Source organism: Mesorhizobium sp. C268A (assembly GCF_040324475.1).
Taxonomy (GTDB): domain Bacteria; phylum Pseudomonadota; class Alphaproteobacteria; order Rhizobiales; family Rhizobiaceae; genus Mesorhizobium.
In genome coordinates this window covers 1,596,783-1,621,825 of the sequence record NZ_JAMYVX010000001.1, presented here as the reverse complement: position 1 = coordinate 1,621,825, position 25,043 = coordinate 1,596,783, and the positions used below count along the sequence as shown (strand labels likewise).

Genomic DNA, 25,043 nt, shown 5'->3' with positions numbered 1-25,043 from the left:
GTCCAGCTCCGCGGGGAGACGCGATCAGCCGCGCCGGACCGCGCTCACAAGCGCGGCAGCGCGCATGCCGGCTTCCGAAGTGGCTTCGCACATGGCGACTTTGCCAGGGGCATAGGCCTTGGCGAAGCTGTCGGCGGCAATGAGCAGTGTGAGCGCGCCGGCACCGGCGCCGATATCGCCTATCGTCATCGCGGGATAGGCCATTGGAAGGGTCTCGCGGCGCGTCCGGTAGAAGCGTGGACGTCCGATCAAACCCTCCCAGGCGCTATACCGTTCACCATTGTCGTTGCTGACGATAAACTTGATGTCGGGCTCGGTCGGCCCCTTGCCCTCGATTGCGGCGCGGCAGGCAGCTACCAAAGCTCGACCCTGGCTGTGATTTTCCGACAGCACGGAGTTTTCCTCCAAAGCAGCGCCGACGCCGTGAATAACGCATTGGGCCGGCAAATCGCGACCGGGCGAACGGCGCAGGCAGACGATGGCGGCGCCTTCGCCCGGCACAAGGCCTTGCGCGTTATCCTCGGCCTTCAGGCGGTTGGCGGCCATGAGGCGGGCGATATCCTTGTCGTTCACCAGGCTGTCGACGCCACCCAGCAGAACCTGCTCAACACCCGGCGTTGCAAGGAGGTCCGCCGCCTTGCCCAGCAGTCCGATGCAGGCCGCCGCGCCACCGTCGACCACGCGCGAGGTGGGATGGAACCTTTCGCCCAGCGTGTCTTGCAGGTCGGTGAGAAACACGCTGGCCGGCCTCTCCGAGAAGGCCAGATGTTCCCGGAACGCCTCCGGCGTCACCAGCAGCAAAGCGCTGGCGCCAGCTGCGACACCACCCTTTTCCAGCGCCTCGCTCACGGCGCGTGCAGCCATGCTGGTGAGCCACGCGTTTTCGGTGAGGCGAAGGGAGTAGTGCGAGGGAATGCGGGAAACGGTCTGATCGTCGCCGAACGGGTCGACGAGGGTACGCCGCTCGAACGCGGAAAGGCTGGCCCGAATCGCCGCCAGTGTCTGGCGCGCATTGAGGCCGGCCGGTGTAACGGCGCCACCGCCCATAATGTAGATCGGAGCCTTCAGCCCAGCCATGTCGCCCTCTCGGCAATCAGTCCGTCGTCGCCGCGCGGGCTGAGATAGGCTTTGCGCTTGCGTCGAGCGAGGAGAAAGGCTGGCGTCACATGGCCGAAGACGATCTCCCTGAGTGCGGGTGTGTTGCGCCTGGTGACCATGGACAAGCGCGACTTCAGCGTAACGCGGCGCAAATCCGGCTCGATGATGACCGTGTCGATGCGGAAGGGACGATCCTCCGCACGGTCGTCGTAAAGCAGGCGGATTGGCGCCACGACGCGCGGCAGATGGAAGTTCCAGCGGCCATCCGGCGTCATGCCGATGACGCTGATCTCCTCGCCTTCGTTCAGCTGCTGTAACTGCTGATCGGCGGGCGCGCAGAGATTGTAGCGCGCATCGAAATCCCTTGGCGGAAGAGGCCATTGATTGTCGATCCAGGCCTGATCGTAAGTACCCGCCAATGGCAGTCTTGGATGCCAGCCGCGGCCAACCACCCCAAACCCGGCCGGCCTTGACTGATCGGATGGGCTACGGAACGGCTCATTGGCATAGGTGACGTTTGGTGCGTGTGTCTTCACGGCTTTGTCCGCAGAGCGGGCATGATGGAAGCCGACGCCAAGCGGATTGCGTAGATCGGTCCTGCCGTTATCGTCGGTTCCGCCATATGCACGCTCGTAGACGATCGGCATCCTGGCGAAGGGATGCGGCTGGCTGTAGCCGCCCGCATCGTAGAGGCGATCGCCGGTCACGTTGAGCACCTTGCGGATGCTGGCGAGCTTCAACCCGACCTGCATTTCAGCGACGCGCCCTTCGCGCGGCGCGTATGCTTGGCCGTTCAAGATCACGTCGATCCCAGGCTTGGTCCACGCAATCTCACCTTCGTAACGGGTTGACGAGCAGGCAGGGTCGCCGAACGGTACGTCTCCAAAGCTCACCGGGAGTTGCTCCGCGGCCGGCTGAAATTGCCTGGCATCTTCCGACATATCGAAGCTGGCCGAGAAAACGGCTAGGAAAACCTCATTGCCGTCCGCATTTGCCTGGACAAACGTGCCGGCAACGAATGGCGTACGATTCTCGATCCAGATCGCAAACATTATGGTTCAGCACCAATTGCCTTTTTCGTTCTGACCGATGGGCCAATAGGGCATGCAGGCGACAAGCTTGACCAACTCCTGCTCGCCGGCGTCGATCAGCCATTGCAGCAGGAAGGTCTCGGCCGCGACCCCAGCCTCTTCGCCCGCAGTGACGTTGACCGTGACGCATTTCAACCAATAGCGGCGTATCACCCAGACCACATTCGGACTGGCTGCGGCACCTGCTACGCGGTCGTTGAAGGCTTTCTCGAGGGCCTTCTCGCGGCTGCCCTGAAGCTCTTCTTCGGTGGAGATGATGTCTGTCCACCACTCAACCGCAATGTCGTAGGCATCCGTCAACTCCGCCACATACTCGGCGAACAGGGTTTTGTGCATCGGGCTGGCCTCGTCGTGCCCGCGAGCGACGCGGATGTCAGACGACGGGGCGACATCACGAGGCTGCGCCAGCAAACGCCTGATACCGAGTTCGGGACTGTAGCGTGTGATCAGTGCCACTATTCAACCTCGTCGTCGGGATTCATGGCCATCGGCACGAAGCACAGGCCATCGATGATAGGTTGGAGTTCCGGGGCGAAATGCCGGATGTTGATGATGAGGATTTCGACAGGCCACTCGAAACTCTGGCTTCGGCCGCTGCTGTCAATGCCCCATTTCTCCTCCGGCTCGTCGCCCTCAGCGACTTGCGCATTGTTCCAGGCAACAATCTCAAGATAATGCTTGCGGAAGATCGCCAACACCCGCGGATGCCCCGCGATACCCGTCGGCCAGCGCTTCCAGACTGCCTGCCCCTCATCTGCGACCATGTCGTCCCACCAATCCTCCAACTCAGGCTGGATGGTGAGCAGTTCGCCTATGTAGCTGTCTCTGATTTCTTCTATGTCACGCATCGCTCATCGCCCAAGTTTCACAGGCATATCGTCGATAAAGTTCTTGGCATAGCTAGCGGCTGGAGAGCCTTGCGATGTTGAGCACCTGCCACAATGCGGCTTGACCGACTGCGGCGTCGAAAAATGAGCCAAAAATGCGTCGGGCGATATCTTCATGTTGCAGCCACCCATCTCCCACGCGACGCAAAGCGGCGGTTGATGATCATGGACCATCTCCTGCTTCATCTCGCCCTTGGGAGGAGTTGCAACCAGCTTCGAGTGGCGACCCCTTCTGGTCTTTTTGCATTGCCAGCAGGCCTTGCCATTCACCTTGGCCGCCTGGTCATCGTTGCGCTTGGGGCGGTGTGCGACCCGGTCGTATTTTTCCGCACACTTCGTGGTCTTTTGGTCTTTGGTCAACGTCGCCAGAAACTTGTTGAACGCGGCCGGGTTGACGCAATTGGGCGGCGGGTCGCTGGCGGTATTCTGGTCCATCGTATCGCCATGACGGTCGACGCCTTTGCCTTCCGCCTTTACCGTGAACGACCATAGCTTGAAGACGCCCTTGCCCTTGATTTTGTGAGTTATGACCCCCGCGCCGAGGCCTTGGGTGGCCGGCTCGTTGCCGGTGCTGGTGGAGATTTCCGAGGCATTCTCGATGGCTGTCGGTTCGCCATCGATCTTGACGCTCTTCGTGCCCTTGGTCAGGTCGGATGACGACAGCATATTGACGTAGGGTACCGGAACCGGACCCGCGGGCGGGGATGGCGGCGAGAGGCAGACATCGCCGGGCGCAATGCCTTGGCCGTTGCTGCCCTTGTGGAAAAAGCCCATCTTCTCGGCATAGACAGTGAGCCCCATGGTCAGAACTCCTGCGGCACGGCGCGCGCCGCGCGCATCGCCGGCAGCGCGTTGTCCGCGAGGTCATGAATGTCAGCAAAGGCGAGTTCACGCACCTCCCAGTCATCCGTCCAGAAGACTATGCGCTTCACAGTGGAGAATTCCCTTGGCGGTTCCAATGCCCGCAGGTGCGCCGCGATATACTCCTGATCCCAACGTTCGTTCACAGTCAGTTTGGCGATGTTGGCCATGCCCTCGAACCATGGATCCGTAGCCTCTGGCATCGCGCCAACGCCTACGACAGCGAACGGATAGCGGCGGCCGACACGGTCCTGACTCATACGCCAGGCGCCGGCGCAGGGTTGTTCGCCGAAAATCGCGTCCTGAACGATGAAACGCCAGACTCGGTCGTCGATATCCTCGTGCTCATCGGGCCGGTCGCGCAACTCCATCGACATCCAGCGGTCCCAGCGGTCGATGAAAGTCCGCGGCAGGTTTACGGCGACGAAGTCCCCGGTCGCTGGAATCTTGCCGAAGAAGCCGGTGTTCAGATCTGCGGCGGACATGAGAATTTCTTGAACATCTGGAGGTTGTAGGGATTTTCCACGCTCGCCGCCTTGAGCTTGAAGTCGGCGTACATGCCTTTCGTTCCGAGCCGCAGGCTGTAGACGTCGGACAGCGACGTGCCGGTGAAGCGGCCTGCGCGCAGCATCCTCAGCCACGCCCAGCTGCCGGTCTCGTTGAGCATGATTTCGGGCGAGCCGTCGATCGGCTGGAAGGCGAGCGAGATGACACCGGTGCCGTCCTTGCCGGGCCAGGTCATCGGCTGCGGCCGCGTCGCATTGTTGAAATAGACCAGGTTCTGGCCGTCGAGATTGAGCGTCACGCGGGTGACGTTGGGCGACAGGTCGGTCGGCTCGAGCGTGAAGGCCATCACCGGGCCCTGGCCGCTAGGGAAGAGATCGTCGCGGATCCGCCGTGCCTGTTCGAAGGCGGCAAGTGCTGACGGATCGAGGCCGAAATCGGCGCGCCATTTCCACGGCTGGGCGGAAGTGTCGACATAGCCGATCAGATGGTCGTTGATGAAGGCGTCAATCATGCCCGCCGGCCCGAACAGGCGGGCGAAGTCGCGCACATTGACGTCGACCGCGCTCTCCGGACTGAACGGATAGCGGTCGTTGAGCGCGGCCTGGCAGAAGGGCAGGATGTCGGCGCGCCAGATGGCGTTGAGCTCCGAGGCCACGGCCTTTTGCGTCAGGCCGCTGGTGTCGCCGGCAATGCCGCTCAGCCAGGTGTTGACCGGGTCGGGCAGGATCTGCGCCTGGCGGGCGACGGCGCCGGTCAGTTCGGCCAGCCCGCCCTGTTTCTTGATCGCGTCCTGCGGGTCGGGATTGGCGGTCACCGTCTGCAGCACATTGGACAGCGCCGTCAGCGCGACGACCGCGGCATCGAGCGCCGGCGGCTGGCCGTCGACCTCGGCAATCGTGCTCTTGAGCGGCTTGAAGTGTTCGGCCACCAACGTGCCGGTCAGGTCGACTTCGCTGGCCGATCCTGCGCGCGGCAACAGCTTGGCGCCGGTCTTGACGATCTTGCCCAGTTTGCCGAGCTTGCCCAGCAGTTTCGAGCCGCCCTTCGCCGCCGCCTTGTCGTCACCGGCCGGCGCGTCGTCCGAGCGGGTGAGGTCGACCTCCTGGACCACCGCCGTCAACAGCCGCTTCAACGCGGAATCGGCACTGGAAAGGTCTTTCAGATTCTCGCTGGCAATGTTGAGGTCGCTGAGCGGCGCCAGCCGCATGTCGCGCAAAAAACTGTCCCACTGCGCGATATAGTCGTCATAGTAGAGCTTCAGGATATCTTCCGACAGCGCCGACACCGACGTCTCGGAATTTTCCGAGCAGCCGCCGGCAAACACGGCGCGGTCGAGTGCCGCCTGGGCGGCGACATCCTCGACCCGGTCGAGGATCGCATCGTGGAAGCCGTCATAGGTGAAGGCGCCTGATATGCCGACGCGCAGCGTCTTGTCGGAGCGGCGGGCAAACACCTTGGCACCGTTCGGCCCGGCGAAATTGGCGGGGATCCATTCCTTCAATCCGGCCACCGCCGGATCGGCCAGCAATTGCTTGTAGGCGCGCGCCGGCAGCGAGATCGTGCACACCGTTTTCAGCGCTTCGGCGATCAGCGCCTGGTCGGGCGTGATGTAGCTGTCGTCGACCGCCATGCGCCGGATCGCGGCCAACTGGTGTTCTTCCGCATCGGCGGTCGGGAAGGGCGCGGCCGGCGCGAATTCGGGCAGGTCGTTCACCCACCAATTCTCGACGAAATCCGAATCCATCTGAGACAGGCCGGTCATCATGCGGTAGGTCTTGAGTGCGCCCAGCATGAAGTCCGGATCGCGGATCTGCCGCCACATGGTCGCTTCGAGCAGCGCCACCATCCGCGGCTCCAGCACGTTGCGCAGAGCGTGGTCATAGGTGTCGGTCTGCGCCCGCATCATCTCGGCCGAAGCCGATGGTCCGAGCAGGTCCTGTGCCTTGTTCGGAGGCGCAGTCCTGGCATTGACGACTTCGTCCATGGCGGTCAGGGCAACGTCCATCGCCGGCTGCAGCACCGAGGCGGGCGTCGCCGCGGTCGACGTCAGCGGCGCCTGCAGCGCTTCGAACTGGCCGGCTTGCGCGGCGATGGCGTTGCGATTGTCGTAGTAGGACCAGGTGAACAGGCCGCCGGCGAGTATGGCCGCAGCCGCGCTGGCAGCGGCGGCACCGCGCCAGATCCAGCTGCGGCGGCGCTGCGCCAGCGGATCGAAGGTGCCGAGCCCGGCCTCCTTGAAGATCACCTCGGTCAAAAGGTTCTTGAGGAAGAAGCTGCGCTTCTCGAAGCGCTGCGGCGGCATCGTGCGTCGTGCCGGCAGGCCGAAGGAGGAGGCGAGCGCCGCGGTCAGCCGGTCGATCGGCGCGCCTTCCTGGGTGGCCGAGGTCAGATAGAGGCCGCGCAGCCAGGCCGCCTCCTCGTAGCGGCTCTCGCCGAACATCGCCTCGACCAGCACCTGGATCGGCTCGGACAGGCTTTGCAGCTGTGCGGGAAAGCGGAAGATCTCGGCCCGTTCGGCCAGCTTGTCCTCGTCTTCCAGCCGCGGCACCAACCGCTTTTCCAGCTCCCTCGACAGCGTCGTGATTTCGCCCGCGATCGTCTTGGCGTCGACGCGTGCATCGAGCGGGAAGGTCGTCCCCCATACCTGTTCGCGCGCCGCCGTCGACAGGCCGCTGAAGAAGGCCTCGAAGCCTCTGATCAGATCGGCCTTGGTCAGCATGAGATAGACCGGCAGGCGGATTTCCAGCCGCTCTTCGAGCTCGGCCAGGCGCCTGCGGATCTTGCGGCCATGCGCCTTGACGGCTTCGTCGCCCTCGGACAGCGCGTCGATCCCAAGCGCAACGATGACGCCGTTGAGCGCACGACGGCCACGATGCTTCTTCAACAGATCGAGGAAGCCCAGCCATTCCACGGCGTCGACATCGGGCTGGCTTTCCTGCTGGACATAGCGGCCAGCGGTGTCGATCATCACTGCGTTTTCGGAGAAGAACCAGTCGCAGTTACGGGTACCGCCGATGCCCTGCAGATCGTCGGTCAGGTCGATCGGAAGGTTGAGGCCGGACTGGCGCAAGGCCGTCGTCTTGCCGGTCGCCGGCGGGCCGACGATCACATACCACGGCATCTCGCGCAGGAACTTGCGGCCGCCGAGCTTGCGGCGCTTCAACTCGACCATGACGTCCTGGAACTTGGAGCCGACCGCGGCGACGTTTTCCTCGCCCGGACTGAGCCGCTTTTCCTCGACCGGGGCGGAAATCTCGGCGACGAACATGCGGTTGGCGCGGATTGCCCGGCGCTGCGCGACGATCAGCCAGATCAGCCAGAAGATCACCAAAAGAGCGATGATGACGATGCGCACCGTCTCCGACGCCATCGGCACATAGTCGCCGACCCGTACGATCGGGCCGAACACCCAGATGATCAGCGACAGCAGCGCCAGGCCGATCAGCGTCCACAGGAAACGCGAAGTCAGGACCGCCCAGAGGAAGCGCAGGATGAACATGTCACAGCCTCTTTTCGACCAGCACTTCGACGCGGCGGTTCAAGGCCCGGCCTTCGCGTGTGCCGTCGTCGGCCACCGGATCGGTGGCGGCCCGGCCTTCGGAGCGCACGCGCTCCTTCGGCACGCCGTTCTGAATCAGAATATCGGCAATTTCCGCGGCGCGGGCTTCCGACAGCCGCTGGTTGGTCGACAGTGGGTTGGTCTTTTGCAAGGGAACGCCGTCGGTGTGGCCGACCACCGTGATATCGCCGATCAGCTCCTGGTTCTCGAGGATCACCTTGGCGACCGAGGCGATGAGCGGATCGAAGCCGTCTGTCAGCTGCGCGCGCGACGACTGGAAGAGTTCGGGATTGGAGGCCTGGATGACCAGCCGCGCCAGCGACACGCTCTCCGTGCCGCTCAGCGCCCTCTTGAGCTCATCCGGCGCCGCCGCCTGGAATTCCGGCAGCAGCGCGAAATCCACGGCCACCGGCGGCGGCGCGTCGACCTTCGGCGAAGCGCGGGTGACATCCGTACGCGTCGGCGGCGGCAAGGCGCGAACCAGCGCCGAAAGCTCGACCGCCTGGCTGCTCAGGCTCATCGACAGGCCGATATGGATGGCTGTCGCCATCACCGCCGCTGCCGCAACCATCACCCAGATCGGCACGATGAAGCGCTGCGGTTCGTCGGAGGCGATCACGCCCTTCCAGTTGGGCGACAGCGGTGCGCCTTCGGCGTCGCTGTCGCGCAGGAAACGCGCGGCCGCCACACGCACGGCATTGAGCGAACGGTCGCCGGAGCGGCCAGGTACGCGATATTTGCCGCGGAAGCCGAGTGCCATGCAGTGATATTGCAACTCCAGCATTTCGCGGTCGCGGTTGGGATGGCGCTCAAGCTCTTCGAGACGGGCGAAGAACTGCGCGCCGGCATCGACGTCGCCGCGCAGCATCACCACCAGCGGCTGGCGCGGCCATGCGCTGGCGCCGCCCCACGGCGTATTCAGCGCCAGATCATCGAGCAACGCAGCCACCAGCCACGCCGCCTGGTCGGCTCGTTCGAGCGACGACCCTTGCGCCATCGTGGCGTCGCGGCAGCGCACGAGTTCTTCCAGCAGCTTGGTGCGAAGGGCTTCCGGGTTCTCCGGCGGCTGCGCGTTTTCCAGTTCGGGTGCAAATTCCAGCAGCGGCGAGAACGCATTGACGAGCACGTTCGGATGCGCGCGCGCGGAGCGCTTCGCGGTGACGCCCGACGCCGGCAGTGGCATGGCGCGCGGCGTCGGCGCTCCGCTCAGCCGAATGCGCGTCCGCTCCCGATCCTCGGACAGTCCGAATGGATCGTCCCTGCTCATCATCTCACCTGTTGACCGAGTAGCAGTCGACCTGCGGTTCGCTGGGCAGCACGCCCGAAACGCCGATCACAAAACCGGGCGCTTCGAGAAGCGAAGCCCAGTGCTCGCTTTTCTGGTCGAGTTCGAGGCACAGCCGGTCGCCGTCATAGGGAATTTCGCGCGGCTGCGAATGCAGTGGCTTTAGCGGAATGCCGGGCAGGCGTGACTTCCACAGCCCTTCGAATTCGCTGGCCGAGCCGACCGTCGCCTGGTTGACGAAAATCTTGCGCAAGGCATCCTCCGACAGTTCAGAGCCGATCCGCACCACGATGCGGCTCGCCACCAGAAGTTTCGGGTTGTCGATGCGGATCTTCCACACATTGGTGGCATGGCGCATGACCGGCAGGGCGCGCGATTTTGGCTCGATGTAGCGCAGGCTGAGGATCAGCGAACGCAGCGCATCGGCCAGCGCCGAATAGGCGGGGCCGGGCGCCATATGGTCGTAAACAGGCAGTTCGCCGAGCCGCCTTGCGCTCGAGCCATAGGTCGCCATCGAGCCGGCAAGGCCGGCCAGCTCCATATAGACCTCGGCCGGATGGAACACGTCCTGCGCCAGCATGTGCGCCAGCCGCGGCCGCGCGGCGTTGACTAAATTGAGGATCAGAAGATCCTCGACGCTGCGCCCGGGGCCGCCCAGCACCATCTTGCCATGCGCCTCGGCGATCTGGTCGAGGCCGGTGACCACTTCCTGCAGCAGCCGGCTGTACCAGGACGCCGCGCCGATGACCAAGGTCGGCGGCAGGAAGGTGTCGTCCAAGGCCACGCCGCCATCGGCGCGCACGCCCTTGAGTTCGGCCACCGGCAGCGCGGTGTAGCCGCCGACGGCCGTGCCCGGCGTAAGCAACAGCGCCTGCGGCCGTGCGATCTCGATTTCCTCGGGATCGGAGCCGCCATGCACGGCGTCGCGCACCGACACGATCCGGCCGCGATAGCGCGCGCCGGACGGCTCGGCGTGAGCGGGGTCGAAGCCGACGCCGCCGGGCGGCTCGAGCGGCAGCGCTATCAGCACCGGTCCAGCGCCCATCTCCGGCGTCACCGCCAGCGGCCGCGGCGCATCCATCGTCTCGGGGATCGCGAACGGCGTCCCGTCGGGAAAGATGCCGCGCGCCGAAAGCACCGAGATCTGGCCGGCATCGAGCTGTGCCTGATCGAGCGTCAACGTTCGAAAGCCGAACGTATGCAGATGCCCGGCCTGCAAGGCGCCGCGCACCGTCGCTTCGAAGAAGCGGTCCTGTTGCTGGAAATGCTGGGTGCGAAGGAAAAGCCCCTCCGACCACAGCACCCTGTTTGCATCGCTCATGCCGGCACTCTCTGCTTCCTGCTCATCATGTTGCGCGGCTTGCGGACTTTTGCCGCCCATGCATGTCGCTCAAAAGTGGTCACGGTTTTGAGAGAACGACATGCATAAAAATAAAGATCTAAAGCGCGTCGCCTGAATCCGTTCAAACGCGACGCGCTTTAGGCGGAAATCCCGCCGCTGCCGAGCTTCACATTGACGGTGAATTTCGATCCCGACGAAACCGATTTGGTGGTACGCCAGTTGCGTCCGGTGGGTTCCCTGATCAGCGCGACGAAGCCGAGTGCGGCCACTTCCGGTTCGACCGTGATGGTCTTCGATGCGGTCTTGCCGGGTCCGACCGATATCGTATCGGAGCCGATGAGATCGCCGCCAAGTGCCGCGCCGGCGCCGCCCTGCAGGGCGAAGTAATCGGCCGAATTGAAGGCGCCGGTGCTCTTCAGCCGTAAGACCATTACCGTTACCGGCCTGTCGCCGCCGCCCGGTCCCGGGTTCATGCCGGCCCCACCGGCCAAATTGACCGTTATGACGGACGGTTTAGGCGGGCCGCTCTGGCAAGCCGTCAGCAGTCCCGTAGCCCCGATGGCCAGAATGAATTCGCGTCTGTCGATCATGTCTCAGTCCTCCTCATATGCATCACGAAAATCAGCGCCGATCTCGCCCAGAAAACGCGTCTCGGCGCTGTGAGCGATTTCACGGTGGCGTTTCTGGTACAATTCCCAGAGCTTGGCGCCGCGCCCGCCGGTCAGCAGATTGCCGATCGCCGAACTCGACTTCAGTTCCTGCTCGATCGCCGCCGGATCGAAGCGGTCGATCATGCGCTTGAGCGCGCCTTGCACGCCGCGCCAGGCACGAACGTGGTGCTGCGCCAGATCGCGCACCGCGTCCTTGATCGCCGCTTCGGCGCCGAGGAAACCGGGGCTGCGCTCGGCCAGCATGGTCACCAGAGCATCGTCGACCGAGGGCAGGAATTTGAGCGGGTTGACCTCGGACGCGCCAACCACGGTCTGCGCGACGCGAGCGTTGCCCTTCTCTTCGGCGCGCTTGCGCAAAAGCTGCATCAGCCCATCCATCATCAGCCGGTACTCGCGGCCGAATTTCTCCATGTCGGCAACCGGATTGCGGCCGGGAAAGCCGGCCTCGTCCATACCCATGCCGCGCAGGAAAGCAGCGCGAAGGCCCGCGTCCGGCTGTCCGGTCGATGGCCGTGCTGCAGCTTGCCGGACAGGAGGGCGGGGCGGTGGTTGCGGGGTTGGCTTTGGCGATGGCTCGGCCGCGCGAGCCGGCAGCTCCCACGGCGCCGCGGAGGGAGCAGGCGAGGCCGCATCGATTGCGCCGCCATCCGTCGCGCCAACGTCGAGGCTGGTGGACTCGGCCGGGCCAAAACCAAACCCGTCATCGTAGGCCGGCGGCTGCTCGGAATTGGATCTGCTAGGCTCTCTCGACAGCGGCGCGGAGTCGAGGCCGAAGGGGTCGTCGAACAGCGGCTTGCCGCCGCTTTTGTCGGTGACGGCCTCTGGCGCCGGCGTCGCCACCGGGTCGAGGCTGAATGGATCGTCGAACGCCTGCGAGCTGCGTTCATCCGCACGCGCGAACGCGCCGGGCACCGGCTTTTCGAACGGATCGGGCAGGTCGGCAGGGCGTGGCCGTCCCGGCTCTTCTTGGGTCGTGGACGAAAAGAAATCGTCGCCACCGAGACTGACCGGCGCCCGCGACGCCACCGGCTTGCTGGCGGGCATCGAAGGCCTCAAGGCCGGCGCCTCGGTCTTCGCCGTCTGCAAATCGACGCACACCACATAGTCGCCCAACCGCAGCCGCATGCCGCTTTGCAGGCGCTCGGTATTTCCCGCGCCGAGTGGGCTGCTGGCATCGTCGATGAACAGCCCGCTGCTGGAAGTATCGGTGACGAAATAGCCGCCCTGCTTGCTGGTGATCTTGCAGTGGGCGCGCGAGACGAACATGTCGGGATCGTTGATCTGCCAGTCGGCGTCGGCGCTGCGGCCGATCACCAGCTCACCCTCGTCCAGCCGCGCCTGCCGCGTGACTTGCGCGCGGGGTCCCTGTTCGAGCGTCAGCAGCAGGCTCATGCCGCCACCTCTTCGCGCCAGCCGACGATGGTGCGCAGCCGCATGTCTTCGGCATCGCCTCGCGCAGGGTTGCGCGCCAGCCAGGTGGTGCGGGCAAGCTGGACGGTGCCGAGCTTCGCCGGCGGCACTGCCTTTGCCGCAAGCACGATCCTGAGATCGACATCGATGGTCTCGCCGATCAGGTCGCGCACCGCCTGCTTCAACAGCTTCAGCCGCTCACCGCCCGGCAGGAAGGCCTTGTAATCGATATAGCTGAGCGCGCCGATGCGCAGCTCGATGCGGCTCTGCCGGCTGAAGCTGCGCGGGCCGATGGTGGCGCTGCGGCCGAGCGTGGCATAGCTGCCGGCAAGCCGCGTCTGCAGCGCCTTGGGGATGGTCATCCAGGCCGCGACGAACTCCTTCAGCACCACCGGCACTTTGAAGGCTTCGGCCAGGAACAGCGTCAGTCGCTCGGGGCCGTCGACTTGGGCAGCGACCGAGGCGGCCTGGCGAAGTTTTACTGTATCGAGTTCGGCATCCTGCGTGCCCGGCAGCCCGATGCCGGCCATCGCTTCCAGCATGGAACGGACGCGGCCGCCGACACCGCGTTCGACCTGCACAGCCGGATGCGCATCCGCCCAGGCCCGATAGTAGAGCGCGATCATCCTGTGCTGCAGGATATTGACAAAATCGACGAAGGTCGTGTCGCTCGTCTGCCGCGCCTCGGCGCCGGCATACCAGCGTTGCGACAGGCGATCGAGCACCCAGCGCGTCAGATGCAGTGGCATCGGCCCTTCGGGTCCGAGCAGGCCGAGATTGTTGACCGTGACGCGTGCCGGCGACTTGTCCGTCGGCTCGCGGAAATCCACCACGTCCTGCACTGCGAAGGACAGCCGCACATTCTGGCCGAGCCTTGCCGGCTCGCGGTCCGGCCGGCCGGAATGGCCGAACAGGCCGCCTTGCCGTTCGAGCCGGCGCAGCAGTTCGAAAAAGTCGAAACTCTCGGACAGGGTTGCGGCTCGCTCTAGATCAGGTAGCGATTGCCGGGCGTCATCGGCCATGGCACATCCTCCTGTTTCTGGAGCAACCGCGTGCGCGTGCGCACGAACCCGTTAATGCCGGCATGGCGGGCAAACAGCCGCGACAGCAGGCCCGACAGCAGCAGAGTGCTCTGTCCCGCCAGCACCGACTGGTCGACATGCAGCGTCACTTCCGTGCCGCGGCCGAAGCACATCGGCCCTTCGATCGCCAGCCTTTCGATCACCGCGCGCGAGTCGATGCGCACGATCGAGCGCACATTGCGGGCGAGCCCGGGGTCGCCGCGCTCGGCATAGAGATCGAGCAGCGCGTGCAGCGGATCGACGCCGCGGCCTTCCTTGGCCAGGCTGAGGAAGTTGAGCGCCAGCTGTGACACCAGCCGCCAGGCCAGGTCGTCGGCGCGCGACTCGCCGTCGGCGCCGGTCGGCAGCGCTGCCGGGATCGCCGGCTGCGGCGAACGCAATGCGCCGAGCAGCCGGACCGTCTCCACAGGGTCGCCGGCTTCCAGCGTCAGGGTCGGCGTGTCGTCGAGGATGGCCAGGTCGCGATTGGTGCAAAGCGCCATGATATCGACGCGCTTGAGCGGCCGGTTGGCCTGACTGTTGACTGGGCGCGACACCGCCAGGAAGACGTCGTCGCCGGCATAGGAGGTCCGCGTCACGCCCTGGCGCCGCTCGTCCTCGGTCGGCCGGCGCGGCCGCCGCTCCGTCGAATAGACCCAGCCGCTGCCGCGATTTTGCCCAAGGCTGAAGAGTTCCGGTATCTCCGCGTCGGGTCCCTCGGCATCGGCGTCTTCGACGCGGATGACGCGGTAGATTTCAAAGTCGCGCGCCCGCGTGCGGTCGGCATGCAGCACCTGGCGTGTCTTGCGCTGGTCGAGCTCGACGATGTTGCACTCGCGCTCGAAGAGATTGATGATCGGGGTGGCGAAGAGATCGAAATCCGCCGGCGTCAGATCGGCGAGTTCGGGCACCGGACGCCGGAACAGGAAGATGATTTCGAGCCCGGCCTGGCATTTGCGCACGACCGGCAGCAAGCCGGTGACGCGCCCATAATGGAAGCGCTCGGGCATCATGAAATATTCGCGCAGCAGGCGGTAGCCTTCGAAGGTCGGCCGCGTGCGCGGCATCAGCGCCTCGGCATCGGCAATGCCGACCATCTCCGGCGGCGGTAGCGGCGACAATGGATTGGTCTTGCCTTCCGGTCGAGCGCCGACACCAGAGCAGACTCCGAAGATGGCGTCGAAGATTAGCGGCGCCTTGGTGCGGTTGGCGAAATAGAAGTCGAGCCGGTCGAGCGCCAGTTCGTCGAGCTTGCCTTTGCCGGTCCGCGCCAGCGTGATGCGAAGTGCCGCTTCGCCGGCCTTGCCGGCGATCGGGCCGATGCCGGCGGCGGCAAGCGCGCTGCGGTCCTGGAAATAGCCGACCGAACTGATCGCGATCGGAAACAGCGTCATGTCCTGCGCGGTGGTGAAGGTGCAGCGTGTCGACAGGCCGGCCTGCAGGCTGGAGACCAGCCGCGTGCCGCGCTTGACGACGTGGCCGGCAAGCATTGTCTGCACCTGCTGGCCGGGCTTCAGCACCACCATGGCGGTTGCCGGCACCGGCGTGACGAGATCGGGATAAAGCACGTCGAGGATGCTGCGCGAAAACCGCGAGCGCTCGGCATCCACCTTCAGGCGCGTGCGCGCGGCGAGGAAGGCGACGCCGTCGAGCAGCCGCTCGACATAGGGGTCGGGACACGGCACCGTATCCAGCGACAAATTGCGGGCAACCGCCGGATGCATGTCGGCGAACTCCGCCGCCAGCCCGCGTATGTGGGACAGTTCCTCCTCGTAATATTCTACGAAGACCCGGTCCATCTCTCAGGCTTCCCTGAACTCGGTGCGCGCCAGTCCGTTGTCGAGATTGATCGTCGTGCGCAGGCGCATGCGCTCGGGCGTCGGCGTCATGATCAGCACGGCGTCGATCTCGATCTTCAGGCCGGTCTTGTCGCCGAGGTTGACCGTGACTTTCGTCGCGCTCTCCTTCAGCCGCGGCTCGAATGCGGCGAGCACGGCGCGGATCTCGCGTGCCAGAACATCGCGATCGAAGTCGCGCGACGACCGGCCGGAGAAGGACGGCACGCCATAATTGACAACGCTGCGGCGCACCTCCGGAAAGTCGGCCAGCGATGTCGGACTGTCGGTCATCTGCTCGGCCTCGAGATCGGATAGCAGCGGCGCGGATTCGAAACGCTCGGTGTTGAACAGCGCCTCGATGTCGCGCCGCACGGCCTCGCGCAGCACATCGGGCGACACCACGATGCCTCGGCTTTCAAGCTCGCCACGGTGCCGGTTCTGAAACGCCAGCCTTTGCAGCCGGCGCTTCTGATCGGGGTTCAATGCGTCATCGGCGTCGATGCGCCTCGGTCCGTCTGCCAGCAGCTCGTCCAGGCGCTCTGCGCCAAGCTCCTCCTGCAGAGCCTGCCTGAGCCCGTCTATCTCCGAGCTCAGGCCCGGCAGATCGTTGACGAGGCGGTCCCACAGCGAAGGCTGTACCGCCTCGCGCTTGGCCCGTGAACCGCCCGCCTGTACCTTGTCGGCGGCAGGGCGCTTTGCTCGCCCCTCACTTGCCGACATAGACATCCATTTCGGCTTCGTCATTGTCGTCATAGACGAACTTGATCTTCTTGTAGGCGAAGGAGACTTCCTCCTGGATCAGGTCGGCTTCATCATCGGCCTGCGACATGTCGTATTCCATGATCGAGGCGTCGGTCAGGGTAACGACCAGATAGTCCTTGCTCTCGCCGTCGATGGTCCGCCGAGCGGAGAATTTGACCTCGTCCAGCGCCTTGTTTTCGAACAGGGCCTTGGCCAGATAGGGTGAGGCCTTGTCGTAGTGCTTGGTGAACTTGATCATGCCCATCGACACGCGGCCTCGGCGCGAGAGGGAATTGGGGTCGTAGGGCGCGACCATCTTGTAATCGACGCCATGGATTTCGATCTCGTCGTCATGGCCGTCGCGCGTGCTGGGCCCCTTGATATCCGGAACTTTCAGAAAACCGTCGATCTTCATTGTGGGCATTTTCGTTCTCCACCGCTTTCAAACAAAGGTTTGGTTGCTGCAATCAGGTCTTAACGGACGGCAATTCCGACACCAGCCTGAGCGATGCGTTGATGCCCTCCAGCTGGTAGTGCGGGCGCAGATAGAAGCGGGCGTTGTAGTAGCCCGGCCGGCCCTCCACGCTGTCGACCTGCACCTCGGCGGCGGCAAGCGGACGCTTGGCGCGCGCCTTGTCGTCGGCGAAGGCCGGGTTGGCCAGTACGTACCGGTTGATCCATTCGGTCAACCAGATCTGCATGTCGGTGCGTTCCTTGAACGATCCGACCTTGTCGCGCGCAATCGCCTTGAGGTAGTGCGCAAAGCGCGAGACCGGGAACAGGTAGGGCAGGTTGGCGGAGAGCCGCTCGTTGGACTGGGCGTCGGGGTCGACCAGGCGGCCCGCCCGCGTCTCATCGTCCTGCAGCGAATGGGCGCCGATAAAGGCCGCGAGATCGGTGTTCTTGCGGTGCAGGATCGGCATCAGCCCGAGCTTGGCCAGTTCCGCTTCGCGCCGGTCGTCGATGGCGACTTCCGTCGGGCACTTCATCGCAATCGAGCCGTCATCGGTCGGGAATGAGTGCACCGGCAGGTTGAGCACCGTGCCGCCATTCTCGACGCCGCGGATCTGCGTGCCCCAGCCATAGAGCTTGTGGCTGCGGTTGATGTTGACGCCCATCGGGAAGGCAGCGTTCATCCAGACATATTTGTTGTGATCGCCCTGCACTTCCTCCTCGAAGGAGAAGCCCTTGACCGGGACTGTCTCCGAGCCGTAGGGCAGCCGCGCCAGCACGCGCGGCATGGTCAGCCCGATATAGCGCGCATCCTCGCTCTCGCGCAGCGATTGCCACGAGGCGTAGGCCGGGTTGGAGACGATCTGCTGCAGGTCCTGCGGGTTGGGCAGTTCCTGCCAGCTGTCCATGCGGAACAGCCGTGGCGAGGCGGCGGCGATGAACGGCGTGTGCGCCGAGGCGCAGATGCCGGAGATGTTGCGCAACAGGCCGACGTCGCGCGGGTGGTTGGAGAACTCGTAGGCGCCGATGACGCAGCCGATCGGTTCGCCGCCGAGCATCGAATACTCGTCGGTGTAGACTTTCTTGAAGATCGGGCTCTGGTCCCACATCTGGCCTTCATAGTCTTCGAGCGTATCGGCCAGCTGCTCCTTGGAAATGTTCATCACCCGGATCTTCAGCTTCTGATCCGTCTCGGTGTTGTTGATGAGGTACCAGAGGCCGCGCCAGGTGCCTTCCATCTGCCGCACTTCCGGCGCGTGCAGGATTTCGTTGACCTGGGTCGTCAGCATCTTGTCGATGCCGGCGATCAACGACTTGATCGACTTGATCGAGTTGGACGAGATCGTCGTCGTTTCGGAGCGCGACTGCGCCGCCAGGGCCAAGTTGCGCACCAGCTGCTGCAGCTTCTCGCTGTCGTCCTTCTTGACCTTGAAGTCCTTCTCCAGCAGCTGGCTGAATTCACCGAGATCGACGGCCTCGGCCTCGGCGACGGATGCTGCGGTCTTTTGCTGTTCGGCCATGATCTATTCCTCACCCTTGTCGTCGGACAGCGCCTGGGCGGCGATCTGGCCAAGCAACGGCTGGTTGTTCAGCAATTGGGCTATGCGCTTTTCGGCATCGACGCGGCCGTCCATGAAGCCGAGCAGCTCCTCGAGCTGGCGCCGCATCTTGAGGATTTCGGCCAGTTGCGGGACCTGTTCGGCGATCTTGTCGGGGGCGAAATCGCCCATCTTGGTGAAGGTCAGGTCGAGCGCCAGTTCTTCGTCGCGCTCCTGTCCCTCGGCCTGCGGCAGCGTGTTCTTCACCCGCGCCTTGACCCTGGGTCCCAGCGCTTCCATGAATTTGGGGAAGCGGTTGGCATCGGTCTCGACAAAGGAACGGTCGAGCACCGTCTTGGACGCTTCCCTGGTCTGCGATGCGCCCGACAGGTCGGCCATCACGCCCATGACGAACGGCAGTTCGATCGTCGTCGGGCTGCCGTAGGTTTCGACATCGTAGGCGATCTGCACGCGCGGGGCGCGATTTCGCTCGATGACCTTCGCTTTGCTTTCGGCTGGCATGTGTTGCTACCTTTCATCCTTCTGGGCAGTCTTCTTGGCGTCGGGAACGCCGGCGAGCAGCCGGAATTCCTTGAGCCCCGACGGGGCGAGGTCTTCCATCAGTTCAACGAAATCCATGTGCACCATCCTGCGCACCCGGCGGGCGAGATGCGGGATCGGACTCGAGGGCTCGGTGCGGTCGTAGAACGCGACCACAAGGTCGAGGCACTTCACCACATCGTCGCGCGAGGAAATCCTGTCCGGGAGCCCCGCACCGGTCTCCGCGTAGCTTGCCATCGTCTCGGCTCCATGACCGTTTCTGACCGGCGCGGCCGGGCTTGCCGGGGGAGCAGCCGGGCTGGCAGCCCCCTTCGTCGCTGCCTCTTCCGTGGTCTCGACCGCCGTGTTGCGTTCCAGCGTCGTCAGCACGCGCTGCAAAAATCGTTTCAGGTCCGGGACGGCAGCCCCGTTGCCGTCAAGACGGGCATTCAGGGCCGTATCGACCGCGTCGAGCGCCTCGATCGCTGCGTGCGCCCCGGCGATGAGCGCTGTCATCTGTTCACCGGCCTGGTCCTGATGGGCGGCACAACCGCTGCCCACCCGGTTCAGGAGCTGTCCGTGCGCGCTGACCAGCGCTGCCTTCTCCGTGGCATTCAATCCCGACGCCGCTTCCTGAAGCATGACGCGATCGTCGAGCGCACCCTGTTCGAGATCGCGTCCGCTGATCGGCCCGATGGGACGCGGCGCGAAGAAGACCATTTGCCTGAGGTTCGCCAGCAGGCCTTCCTGGCCGTTCTGCAGGTCGGCGAGCGCGTTGAGGCGGCGCAAGGCGGCCTCGCGTGGTTGGGGGCTGGCCCGCAGCGCCGGGTGCATCGTCTCCCAATGCGTCTCGAAGGTCCTTGCAATCAGGGTCAGGCCCTGTGCCAGTCCGGCCAATCTCTCTTCATTGGCCAGCGCCCGGGCGACAATGACAAGCAGGCGCAGGTCGCGGCCATGCGAACGCAACTCCTCGGCCTTGCCGAGCACGGCAGGCCAGTCGACCGGAATGGTCGATTGCGCGGCTGGCTTGTTGCGCCCGTCATGGACGACCTTGACCTGCGGCTCCGTGAGCCGCTCCAGCTCATGAAAAGCCGGATCGTTGCGCAAGTCTTCGCCTGACGGATTTTCACCGTCCAGCGGAGCAAGCCAGAGTGCGAGATCGATCACAGATACCCCCGGCGACCGGCTCTAAAACCGTACGTGACCCAACGTTAGCACACGGTTGCATATTCCCACAATTCGCCATCCGCTCAAAAGTTAACGAGCGCTAATGAATGTCGGTGCAACTGCGTCTCGGATGGCGCAATTCATGGCGTGCTTGGCCAACCTCGTATGTGAAGCGCATCGCATAGGATTAGAAAAAATCGTGGTTGTCTGCATTTGGCGGCGCGGGACTCTCCACAAAGGGAAAAGGCCGGCTGCATCAAGCGCTTTGTCAAGCGGCTGCTTATGTGGCAGGCTGTCGACGGGCAGATTGCAGGAGCACGTTCGATGGAACAGCGCCGGTCGTCGCAGGGGTTCAAACGCAAGGAACTGGTTTGCAAGCTCAATCCGGTCTGCCTGCGCGCCTTCAAGGCCGCCGCCGACAGCGCCAAGCTGCGCGGCAATCCTTACGTCGAACTCGTCCATTTCATAGAACAACTGGTGCTGTCCGAGCGTTCGGATGTGCAGATGATCATTGCCGATGCCGGCGTCGATGCCAGCCGGCTTACCAGCGACATGACCCGCGCCGTCGACAAGCTGCCCTACGGCGCCACCTCGATCGAGGAATTTTCCGACCACATTTTCCACGCCATCCAGGAGGCCTGGAACCTGGCGACGCTGGAATTTGGCATGGAGGAGGTCCGCAGCGCCCATATCGTGCTCGCCTGCCTGAAGACGCCGGTGCTGGAAGGCCTGGTGGCGAAGATCAGCGGCGAATTCGACAAGATCGACGCCGACGGGGTCATCGCCCGCTTTGCCGAGGTGGTGGAGGGCTCGCTCGAAGCCGGCGCCATGGCAGCAGTGGCTCCCACCGCGGAGGCGCCGCGGCGCGCTCCGGGCGGGGATTCGGCGCTGGCCAAATACGCCACCGACCTCACCCAGCGCGCCCATGACGGCAAGATCGACCCTGTCGTCGGCCGCGACCCGGAGATCCGGCAGATCATCGATATCCTGATGCGCCGCCGGCAGAACAACCCGATCCTGACCGGCGAGGCCGGTGTCGGCAAGACCGCGGTGGTCGAGGGCTTTGCCCTGCGCATCGCCCAGGGCGACGTGCCGCCGCCGCTGCAAGGCATCAGCGTGCGCATGCTCGACGTCGGCCTGATGCAGGCCGGGGCCAGCGTCAAGGGCGAGTTCGAGAAGCGCCTGAAGGCGGTCATCGACGAGGTCCAATCCTCCGAGACGCCGGTCATCCTGTTCATCGACGAGGCGCACACGCTGATCGGCGCCGGTGGTGCCGCCGGAACCGGCGACGCCGCCAATCTCTTGAAGCCGGCGCTGGCGCGCGGCGAACTGCGCACCATCGCCGCAACCACCTGGGCCGAATACAAGCAGCACATCGAAAAGGACCCGGCGCTGACCCGCCGTTTCCAGGTGGTCAAGATCGACGAGCCGTCGGAAGCGGTCGCCGTGCTCATGCTGCGCGGTGTTGCCGGCGTGCTCGAACAGCATCACGAAGTGCAGATCCTGGACGAGGCGATCGAGGCGGCGGTCGGCCTGTCGCATCGCTACATCCCGGCGCGGCAATTGCCCGACAAGGCGGTCAGCCTGCTCGACACCGCTTGCGCCAGGGTGGCGATCTCGCAGCATGCGACGCCGGCCGAGGTCGAGGACATTTTGCGGCGCCGCCAGGCGCTCGAGGTCGAAAGCGGCATCATCGGCCGCGAGGCCGCGATCGGCATCGAAGTAACTGACCGGCAGGCGCGGGTCGAGGCCGGGCTCACTGAGACGGGGACCATGCTCGCCGCCGCCGAGGAGCGCTGGGAGCGCGAAAAGGCGCTGGTTGCCGAGATCCTCGAACTGCGCGCGCGGCTGCGCGGCGACGGCGTGCCGCTCGATGCGGTGGCGACAGCCGAGACCGATGCCCAACCGGCAGCGCCGGACGAAGAAAAGATAAAGGTACCGAAGGCCGAGACGCCCAAGGCCGAGACGCCCAAGGTCGGAACGTTCAAGCCTCAAAAGCCGAAGGCCAAAGCGTCCGAGACCGAAGCGCCGGCTGCCGAAGCTGCGCCGTCAGATGCTGTCGCCGATCTGGCGCGGCTGCGTGAACTCATGGCCGAGCTTGCCACCGCGCAAGGCGAGACGCCGCTGATCCTGCCGTCGGTCGACCGCAATGCGGTAGCTGCCGTGGTTCAGGACTGGACCGGCATCCCGACGGGCAGGATGCTGTCCAGCCAGACCGAAAAGGCGCTCAAGCTGGCCACCACGCTGTCCGAACGTGTCGTCGGCCAGGATCACGCCATGGAGATGATTGCCAAGCGCGTGCAGACCAGCCGCGCCGGGCTCGGAGCGCCGGAAAAGCCGGTCGGCGTGTTCCTGCTCTGCGGCCCCTCGGGAGTCGGCAAGACCGAGACGGCCCTGGCGCTGGCCGAGACGCTCTATGGCGGCGAGCAGAACCTGATCTCGATCAACATGTCCGAATTCCAGGAGGCGCACACCGTCTCGACGCTCAAGGGCGCACCGCCCGGCTATGTCGGCTACGGCAAGGGTGGCATTCTCACCGAGGCCGTGCGCCGAAAACCCTATTCGGTGATCCTGCTCGACGAGGTCGAGAAGGCCCATCCCGACGTCCACGAGATCTTTTTCCAGGTCTTCGACAAGGGCATGATGGATGACAGCGAGGGAAGGCGCATCGACTTCAAGAACACGCTGATCCTGCTGACGTCCAATGTCGGCTCCGAAGTCATCATGGAGCGGACGCAAAACGGCACGGTGAGGGCAGGGCTCGACGGCCTCGATGCAGCCTTGCGCGCTCCACTGCTGAAAGTCTTTCCGGCAGCGTTCCTCGGCCGCGTCGTGACCATCCCTTACTATCCGCTCTCGGATTCGATGATCGAGGCCATCACCCGCCATCAGTTCGGCAAGATCGCGCGGCGGCTGCGCGCCAGCCACGACGCCGAACTGGTGATCGGCGACGGCGTCATGGCGCTGGTCAAGGCGCGCTGCACCGAAATCGAATCCGGTGGCCGCATGATCGACGCCATCCTCACCAACACGCTGTTGCCGGAACTCAGCCGCGGCGTGCTGAACCGGTCGCTCGACGGCGAGAAGATGACGAAAGTGACCGTCAGCGCGTCAGCCGACGGGTTTGCCTATTCGTTCGAATAGTCAGGCCTGACCTGAATATCGCGCAGATCAGTACAACGGCGTGGCCATATGCCGGGGCGTCGGCCATTGCGCCGTGATCTCGGGCTGCACCGGGCGCTCGAGATAAGTCGACAGCACGACATAGCTTCGCGTCGAGGTGACGCCGGGCGTTTCGTAGAGACGCGCCAGCAGGCCTTCGAGCGCCCTGGTGTCCTCGGTGCGGACCTTGAGAAGCATGCAGGTGTCGCCGGCCACCGAATGGATTTCCTCGACCTCAGGATATTGGGAGACGGCCATCAGCTCCGGTGTCTTGCCCCAGCCCTTGGTATCGATATGCACGAAGGTGAGCAGCGGCTTTTTCACCGCCTTCGGGTCGATGATCACAGCCGTGCCGCGGATGGCGCCGCTGCGCCGCAGGCGCTTGACCCGCTCATGCGCCGCCGGCGGCGACAGGCAGACGCGTTCGCCAAGTTCGGCGTAGCTGATCGTCGCATCCTCGACCAGCACGCCTAATATTTTTCGGTCGATTGCGTCGAGCTCTCGGGGAGCTACCTTGTTCTGCAGAACCCCATCTGTTTCTTCATCCATATCGAAATTCCTTGTTGTCGCGGAATTCAGTTCGGCCATTATGACCCGATGACGAACGCGCATCAAGCTGCAACGCTCCATCAGCCGATCCCGGCGCTGGCCTATCTCCTGACCGGCTGCATCGCCGTCATCGGCTCGAACTCGCTGGTCCTGGGTCCAATTGCTCCGGCAGTCGCCGCATCCTTCGGCACCAGCGTGCCGGCGGTGATTGCCGCGTCGGCCGCCTTCGGCCTCGGCACTTCGGCCAGCGCGTTGTTCCTCGCCCGCTATATCGACGGCGTCGGCGCCCGCCGCATGCTGCAGGGCGCGCTGCTTCTTCTGGCCGTCGGGCTTCTCGCCAGCGCGCTGGCGCCGACGGTGATCATGCTGGTCGCGGCCCAGGCCGTCGCCGGCATCGCCGCCGGCGTCGCCATGCCGGCCATCTATGCCAGTGCAGCGGCAATTGCGCCGCCCGGCCGCGAAAGCGGCACGATCGGCGTCGTGCTGACCGGCTGGACGGTCTCCATGGTGGCCGGCGTGTCGCTGTCGGCCGTGCTTGCCGATCTCGTGCACTGGCGCGCCGTCTTCGCCGCCGTCGCGGTGCTTTCCGCCATTGCGCTTGCTGCCTTGTCGATGACCTCGCTCAGCGACGTCAGGAAGGGCGGCCCGGCGCCGTCGCCGTTCGTTGCGCTGGCCATTCCGGGGATCGTGCCGCTGCTCATCGCCTGCACCGCCTTCATGACCGCTTTTTACGGCGTCTACGGCTATCTCGGCGATCATCTGCACCAGGATCTGGGCGAGCCCGTCAGCGCCAATGCGCTGGCCGCGCTCGCCTATGGCGCCGGCTTCGGCGCCGCGGCCTTCCTCGACGGCGTCATCGACCGCATCGGCGCACGGCGCGTCATGCCTTTCGCCTATCTGCTGGTCGCCGTCGTCTATGTCGCGATCGCGCTCGCAAGCAGCAATTTCGTGCTGATCCTGGCTATGATCGCCATCTGGGGCCTTGCCAATCATTTCGGCCTGAACGTGCTGGTGATGCGCCTTACCGCGCTCGATCCGTCGCGCCGCGGCACCATCATGGGCCTGAACAGCTCGGTCACCTACCTCGCCGTCTTCATCGGCACCACCAGCTTCGGGCCGCTTTATTCGACATTCGGCTTTGCCATCTGCGCGATCGTTGCCGCCGTGCTGATGCTGGTTGCGGCAGCAGCGGGGTCATGGCGGTCGCCGCCGCCCATCAAGCCGTAAAGCTTGCGTCCTCATCCCGTCCTTCGCTAGAGCTTGGCTTGCCATGCGAGCCCCGC

21 protein-coding genes are annotated in these 25,043 nt (G+C 64.7%); 2 read left to right on the top strand and 19 right to left on the bottom strand.

Translation table 11 applies throughout. The features are described from left to right. Positions 1-24: 24 nt before the first annotated feature. The 18 genes from NKL06_RS08065 to tssA all read right to left on the bottom strand — a co-directional run bounded on the left by NKL06_RS08065 (position 25) and on the right by tssA (position 20,049). The gene (locus NKL06_RS08065) at positions 25-1,077 is read right to left on the bottom strand and encodes a hypothetical protein (protein ID WP_023692189.1); all 1,053 of its coding nucleotides are present in this window, start codon (positions 1,075-1,077) and stop codon (positions 25-27) included. After that, positions 1,065-2,150 (bottom strand): DUF2169 family type VI secretion system accessory protein, encoded by a 1,086-nt coding sequence (locus NKL06_RS08060; protein WP_023692188.1) that lies wholly within the window; start codon positions 2,148-2,150, stop codon positions 1,065-1,067. The genes NKL06_RS08065 and NKL06_RS08060 overlap by 13 nt, the downstream gene beginning before the upstream one ends. A 6-nt stretch (positions 2,151-2,156) precedes the next feature. Then, on the bottom strand, positions 2,157-2,645 hold the full coding sequence (locus tag NKL06_RS08055) for a hypothetical protein (protein WP_023692187.1): 489 nt from the start codon (positions 2,643-2,645) through the stop codon (positions 2,157-2,159). Beyond that, positions 2,645-3,037: a hypothetical protein gene (locus tag NKL06_RS08050; protein ID WP_023692186.1), complete on the bottom strand. Its 393-nt coding sequence runs from the start codon at positions 3,035-3,037 to the stop codon at positions 2,645-2,647. The genes NKL06_RS08055 and NKL06_RS08050 overlap by 1 nt, the downstream gene beginning before the upstream one ends. A gap of 3 nt (positions 3,038-3,040) precedes the next feature. Beyond that, entirely contained in the window at positions 3,041-3,850 is an 810-nt protein-coding gene (locus NKL06_RS08045) for a DUF4150 domain-containing protein (protein WP_198024917.1), read from the bottom strand. A gap of 29 nt (positions 3,851-3,879) precedes the next feature. Further along, entirely contained in the window at positions 3,880-4,422 is a 543-nt protein-coding gene (gene tagF, locus NKL06_RS08040; RefSeq protein WP_023692184.1) for a type VI secretion system-associated protein TagF, read from the bottom strand. Next, entirely contained in the window at positions 4,404-7,943 is a 3,540-nt protein-coding gene (tssM, locus tag NKL06_RS08035; protein WP_023692183.1) for a type VI secretion system membrane subunit TssM, read from the bottom strand. The genes tagF and tssM overlap by 19 nt, the downstream gene beginning before the upstream one ends. Before the next feature lies 1 nt (position 7,944). After that, entirely contained in the window at positions 7,945-9,270 is a 1,326-nt protein-coding gene (gene icmH, locus NKL06_RS08030) for a type IVB secretion system protein IcmH/DotU (protein ID WP_023692182.1), read from the bottom strand. 4 nt (positions 9,271-9,274) lie between these two features. Next, on the bottom strand, positions 9,275-10,609 hold the full coding sequence (gene tssK / locus NKL06_RS08025; protein WP_023692181.1) for a type VI secretion system baseplate subunit TssK: 1,335 nt from the start codon (positions 10,607-10,609) through the stop codon (positions 9,275-9,277). A 158-nt stretch (positions 10,610-10,767) separates the two neighbouring features. Then, a complete protein-coding gene (gene tssJ, locus NKL06_RS08020) occupies positions 10,768-11,220 on the bottom strand; it encodes a type VI secretion system lipoprotein TssJ (RefSeq protein WP_023692180.1) in 453 nt (150 codons plus the stop codon). Between the two features lie 3 nt (positions 11,221-11,223). Continuing rightward, complete coding sequence (gene tagH, locus NKL06_RS08015; RefSeq protein WP_023682614.1) at positions 11,224-12,693, bottom strand: type VI secretion system-associated FHA domain protein TagH; 1,470 nt, start codon at positions 12,691-12,693, stop codon at positions 11,224-11,226. Next, on the bottom strand, positions 12,690-13,733 hold the full coding sequence (gene tssG, locus NKL06_RS08010; protein ID WP_031208428.1) for a type VI secretion system baseplate subunit TssG: 1,044 nt from the start codon (positions 13,731-13,733) through the stop codon (positions 12,690-12,692). Before tssG ends, tagH begins: the two co-directional genes overlap by 4 nt. Continuing rightward, complete coding sequence (tssF, locus tag NKL06_RS08005) at positions 13,697-15,571, bottom strand: type VI secretion system baseplate subunit TssF (RefSeq protein WP_023682613.1); 1,875 nt, start codon at positions 15,569-15,571, stop codon at positions 13,697-13,699. The genes tssG and tssF overlap by 37 nt, the downstream gene beginning before the upstream one ends. 3 nt (positions 15,572-15,574) lie before the next feature. Further along, positions 15,575-16,330, bottom strand: a complete 756-nt coding sequence (gene tssE / locus NKL06_RS08000) for a type VI secretion system baseplate subunit TssE (protein ID WP_023692179.1) — start codon at positions 16,328-16,330, stop codon at positions 15,575-15,577. Then, entirely contained in the window at positions 16,317-16,766 is a 450-nt protein-coding gene (locus NKL06_RS07995; RefSeq protein WP_023673716.1) for an Hcp family type VI secretion system effector, read from the bottom strand. The genes tssE and NKL06_RS07995 overlap by 14 nt, the downstream gene beginning before the upstream one ends. 52 nt (positions 16,767-16,818) lie before the next feature. Beyond that, positions 16,819-18,324 carry a type VI secretion system contractile sheath large subunit gene (tssC, locus tag NKL06_RS07990; RefSeq protein WP_023682611.1) on the bottom strand — a complete coding sequence of 502 codons (1,506 nt, stop codon included), beginning with the start codon at positions 18,322-18,324 and terminating at the stop codon, positions 16,819-16,821. Positions 18,325-18,327: 3 nt separating this feature from the next. Continuing rightward, positions 18,328-18,864 carry a type VI secretion system contractile sheath small subunit gene (gene tssB, locus NKL06_RS07985; protein WP_023673718.1) on the bottom strand — a complete coding sequence of 179 codons (537 nt, stop codon included), beginning with the start codon at positions 18,862-18,864 and terminating at the stop codon, positions 18,328-18,330. Positions 18,865-18,870: 6 nt separating this feature from the next. Next, complete coding sequence (gene tssA / locus NKL06_RS07980) at positions 18,871-20,049, bottom strand: type VI secretion system protein TssA (RefSeq protein WP_023692178.1); 1,179 nt, start codon at positions 20,047-20,049, stop codon at positions 18,871-18,873. Positions 20,050-20,373: 324 nt separating this feature from the next. Here tssA and tssH point away from each other — a divergent pair, with 324 nt between their 5' ends. Further along, positions 20,374-23,193, top strand: coding sequence for a type VI secretion system ATPase TssH (gene tssH / locus NKL06_RS07975; protein WP_023692177.1), 2,820 nt, complete (start codon positions 20,374-20,376; stop codon positions 23,191-23,193). 27 nt (positions 23,194-23,220) lie between these two features. Here the strand turns inward: tssH and NKL06_RS07970 are convergent, their stop codons facing one another. Beyond that, complete coding sequence (locus NKL06_RS07970; RefSeq protein WP_023687041.1) at positions 23,221-23,760, bottom strand: Lrp/AsnC family transcriptional regulator; 540 nt, start codon at positions 23,758-23,760, stop codon at positions 23,221-23,223. Positions 23,761-23,808: 48 nt separating this feature from the next. Here NKL06_RS07970 and NKL06_RS07965 point away from each other — a divergent pair, with 48 nt between their 5' ends. Further along, entirely contained in the window at positions 23,809-24,987 is a 1,179-nt protein-coding gene (locus tag NKL06_RS07965; RefSeq protein WP_023692176.1) for an MFS transporter, read from the top strand. Positions 24,988-25,043 lie beyond the last annotated feature (56 nt).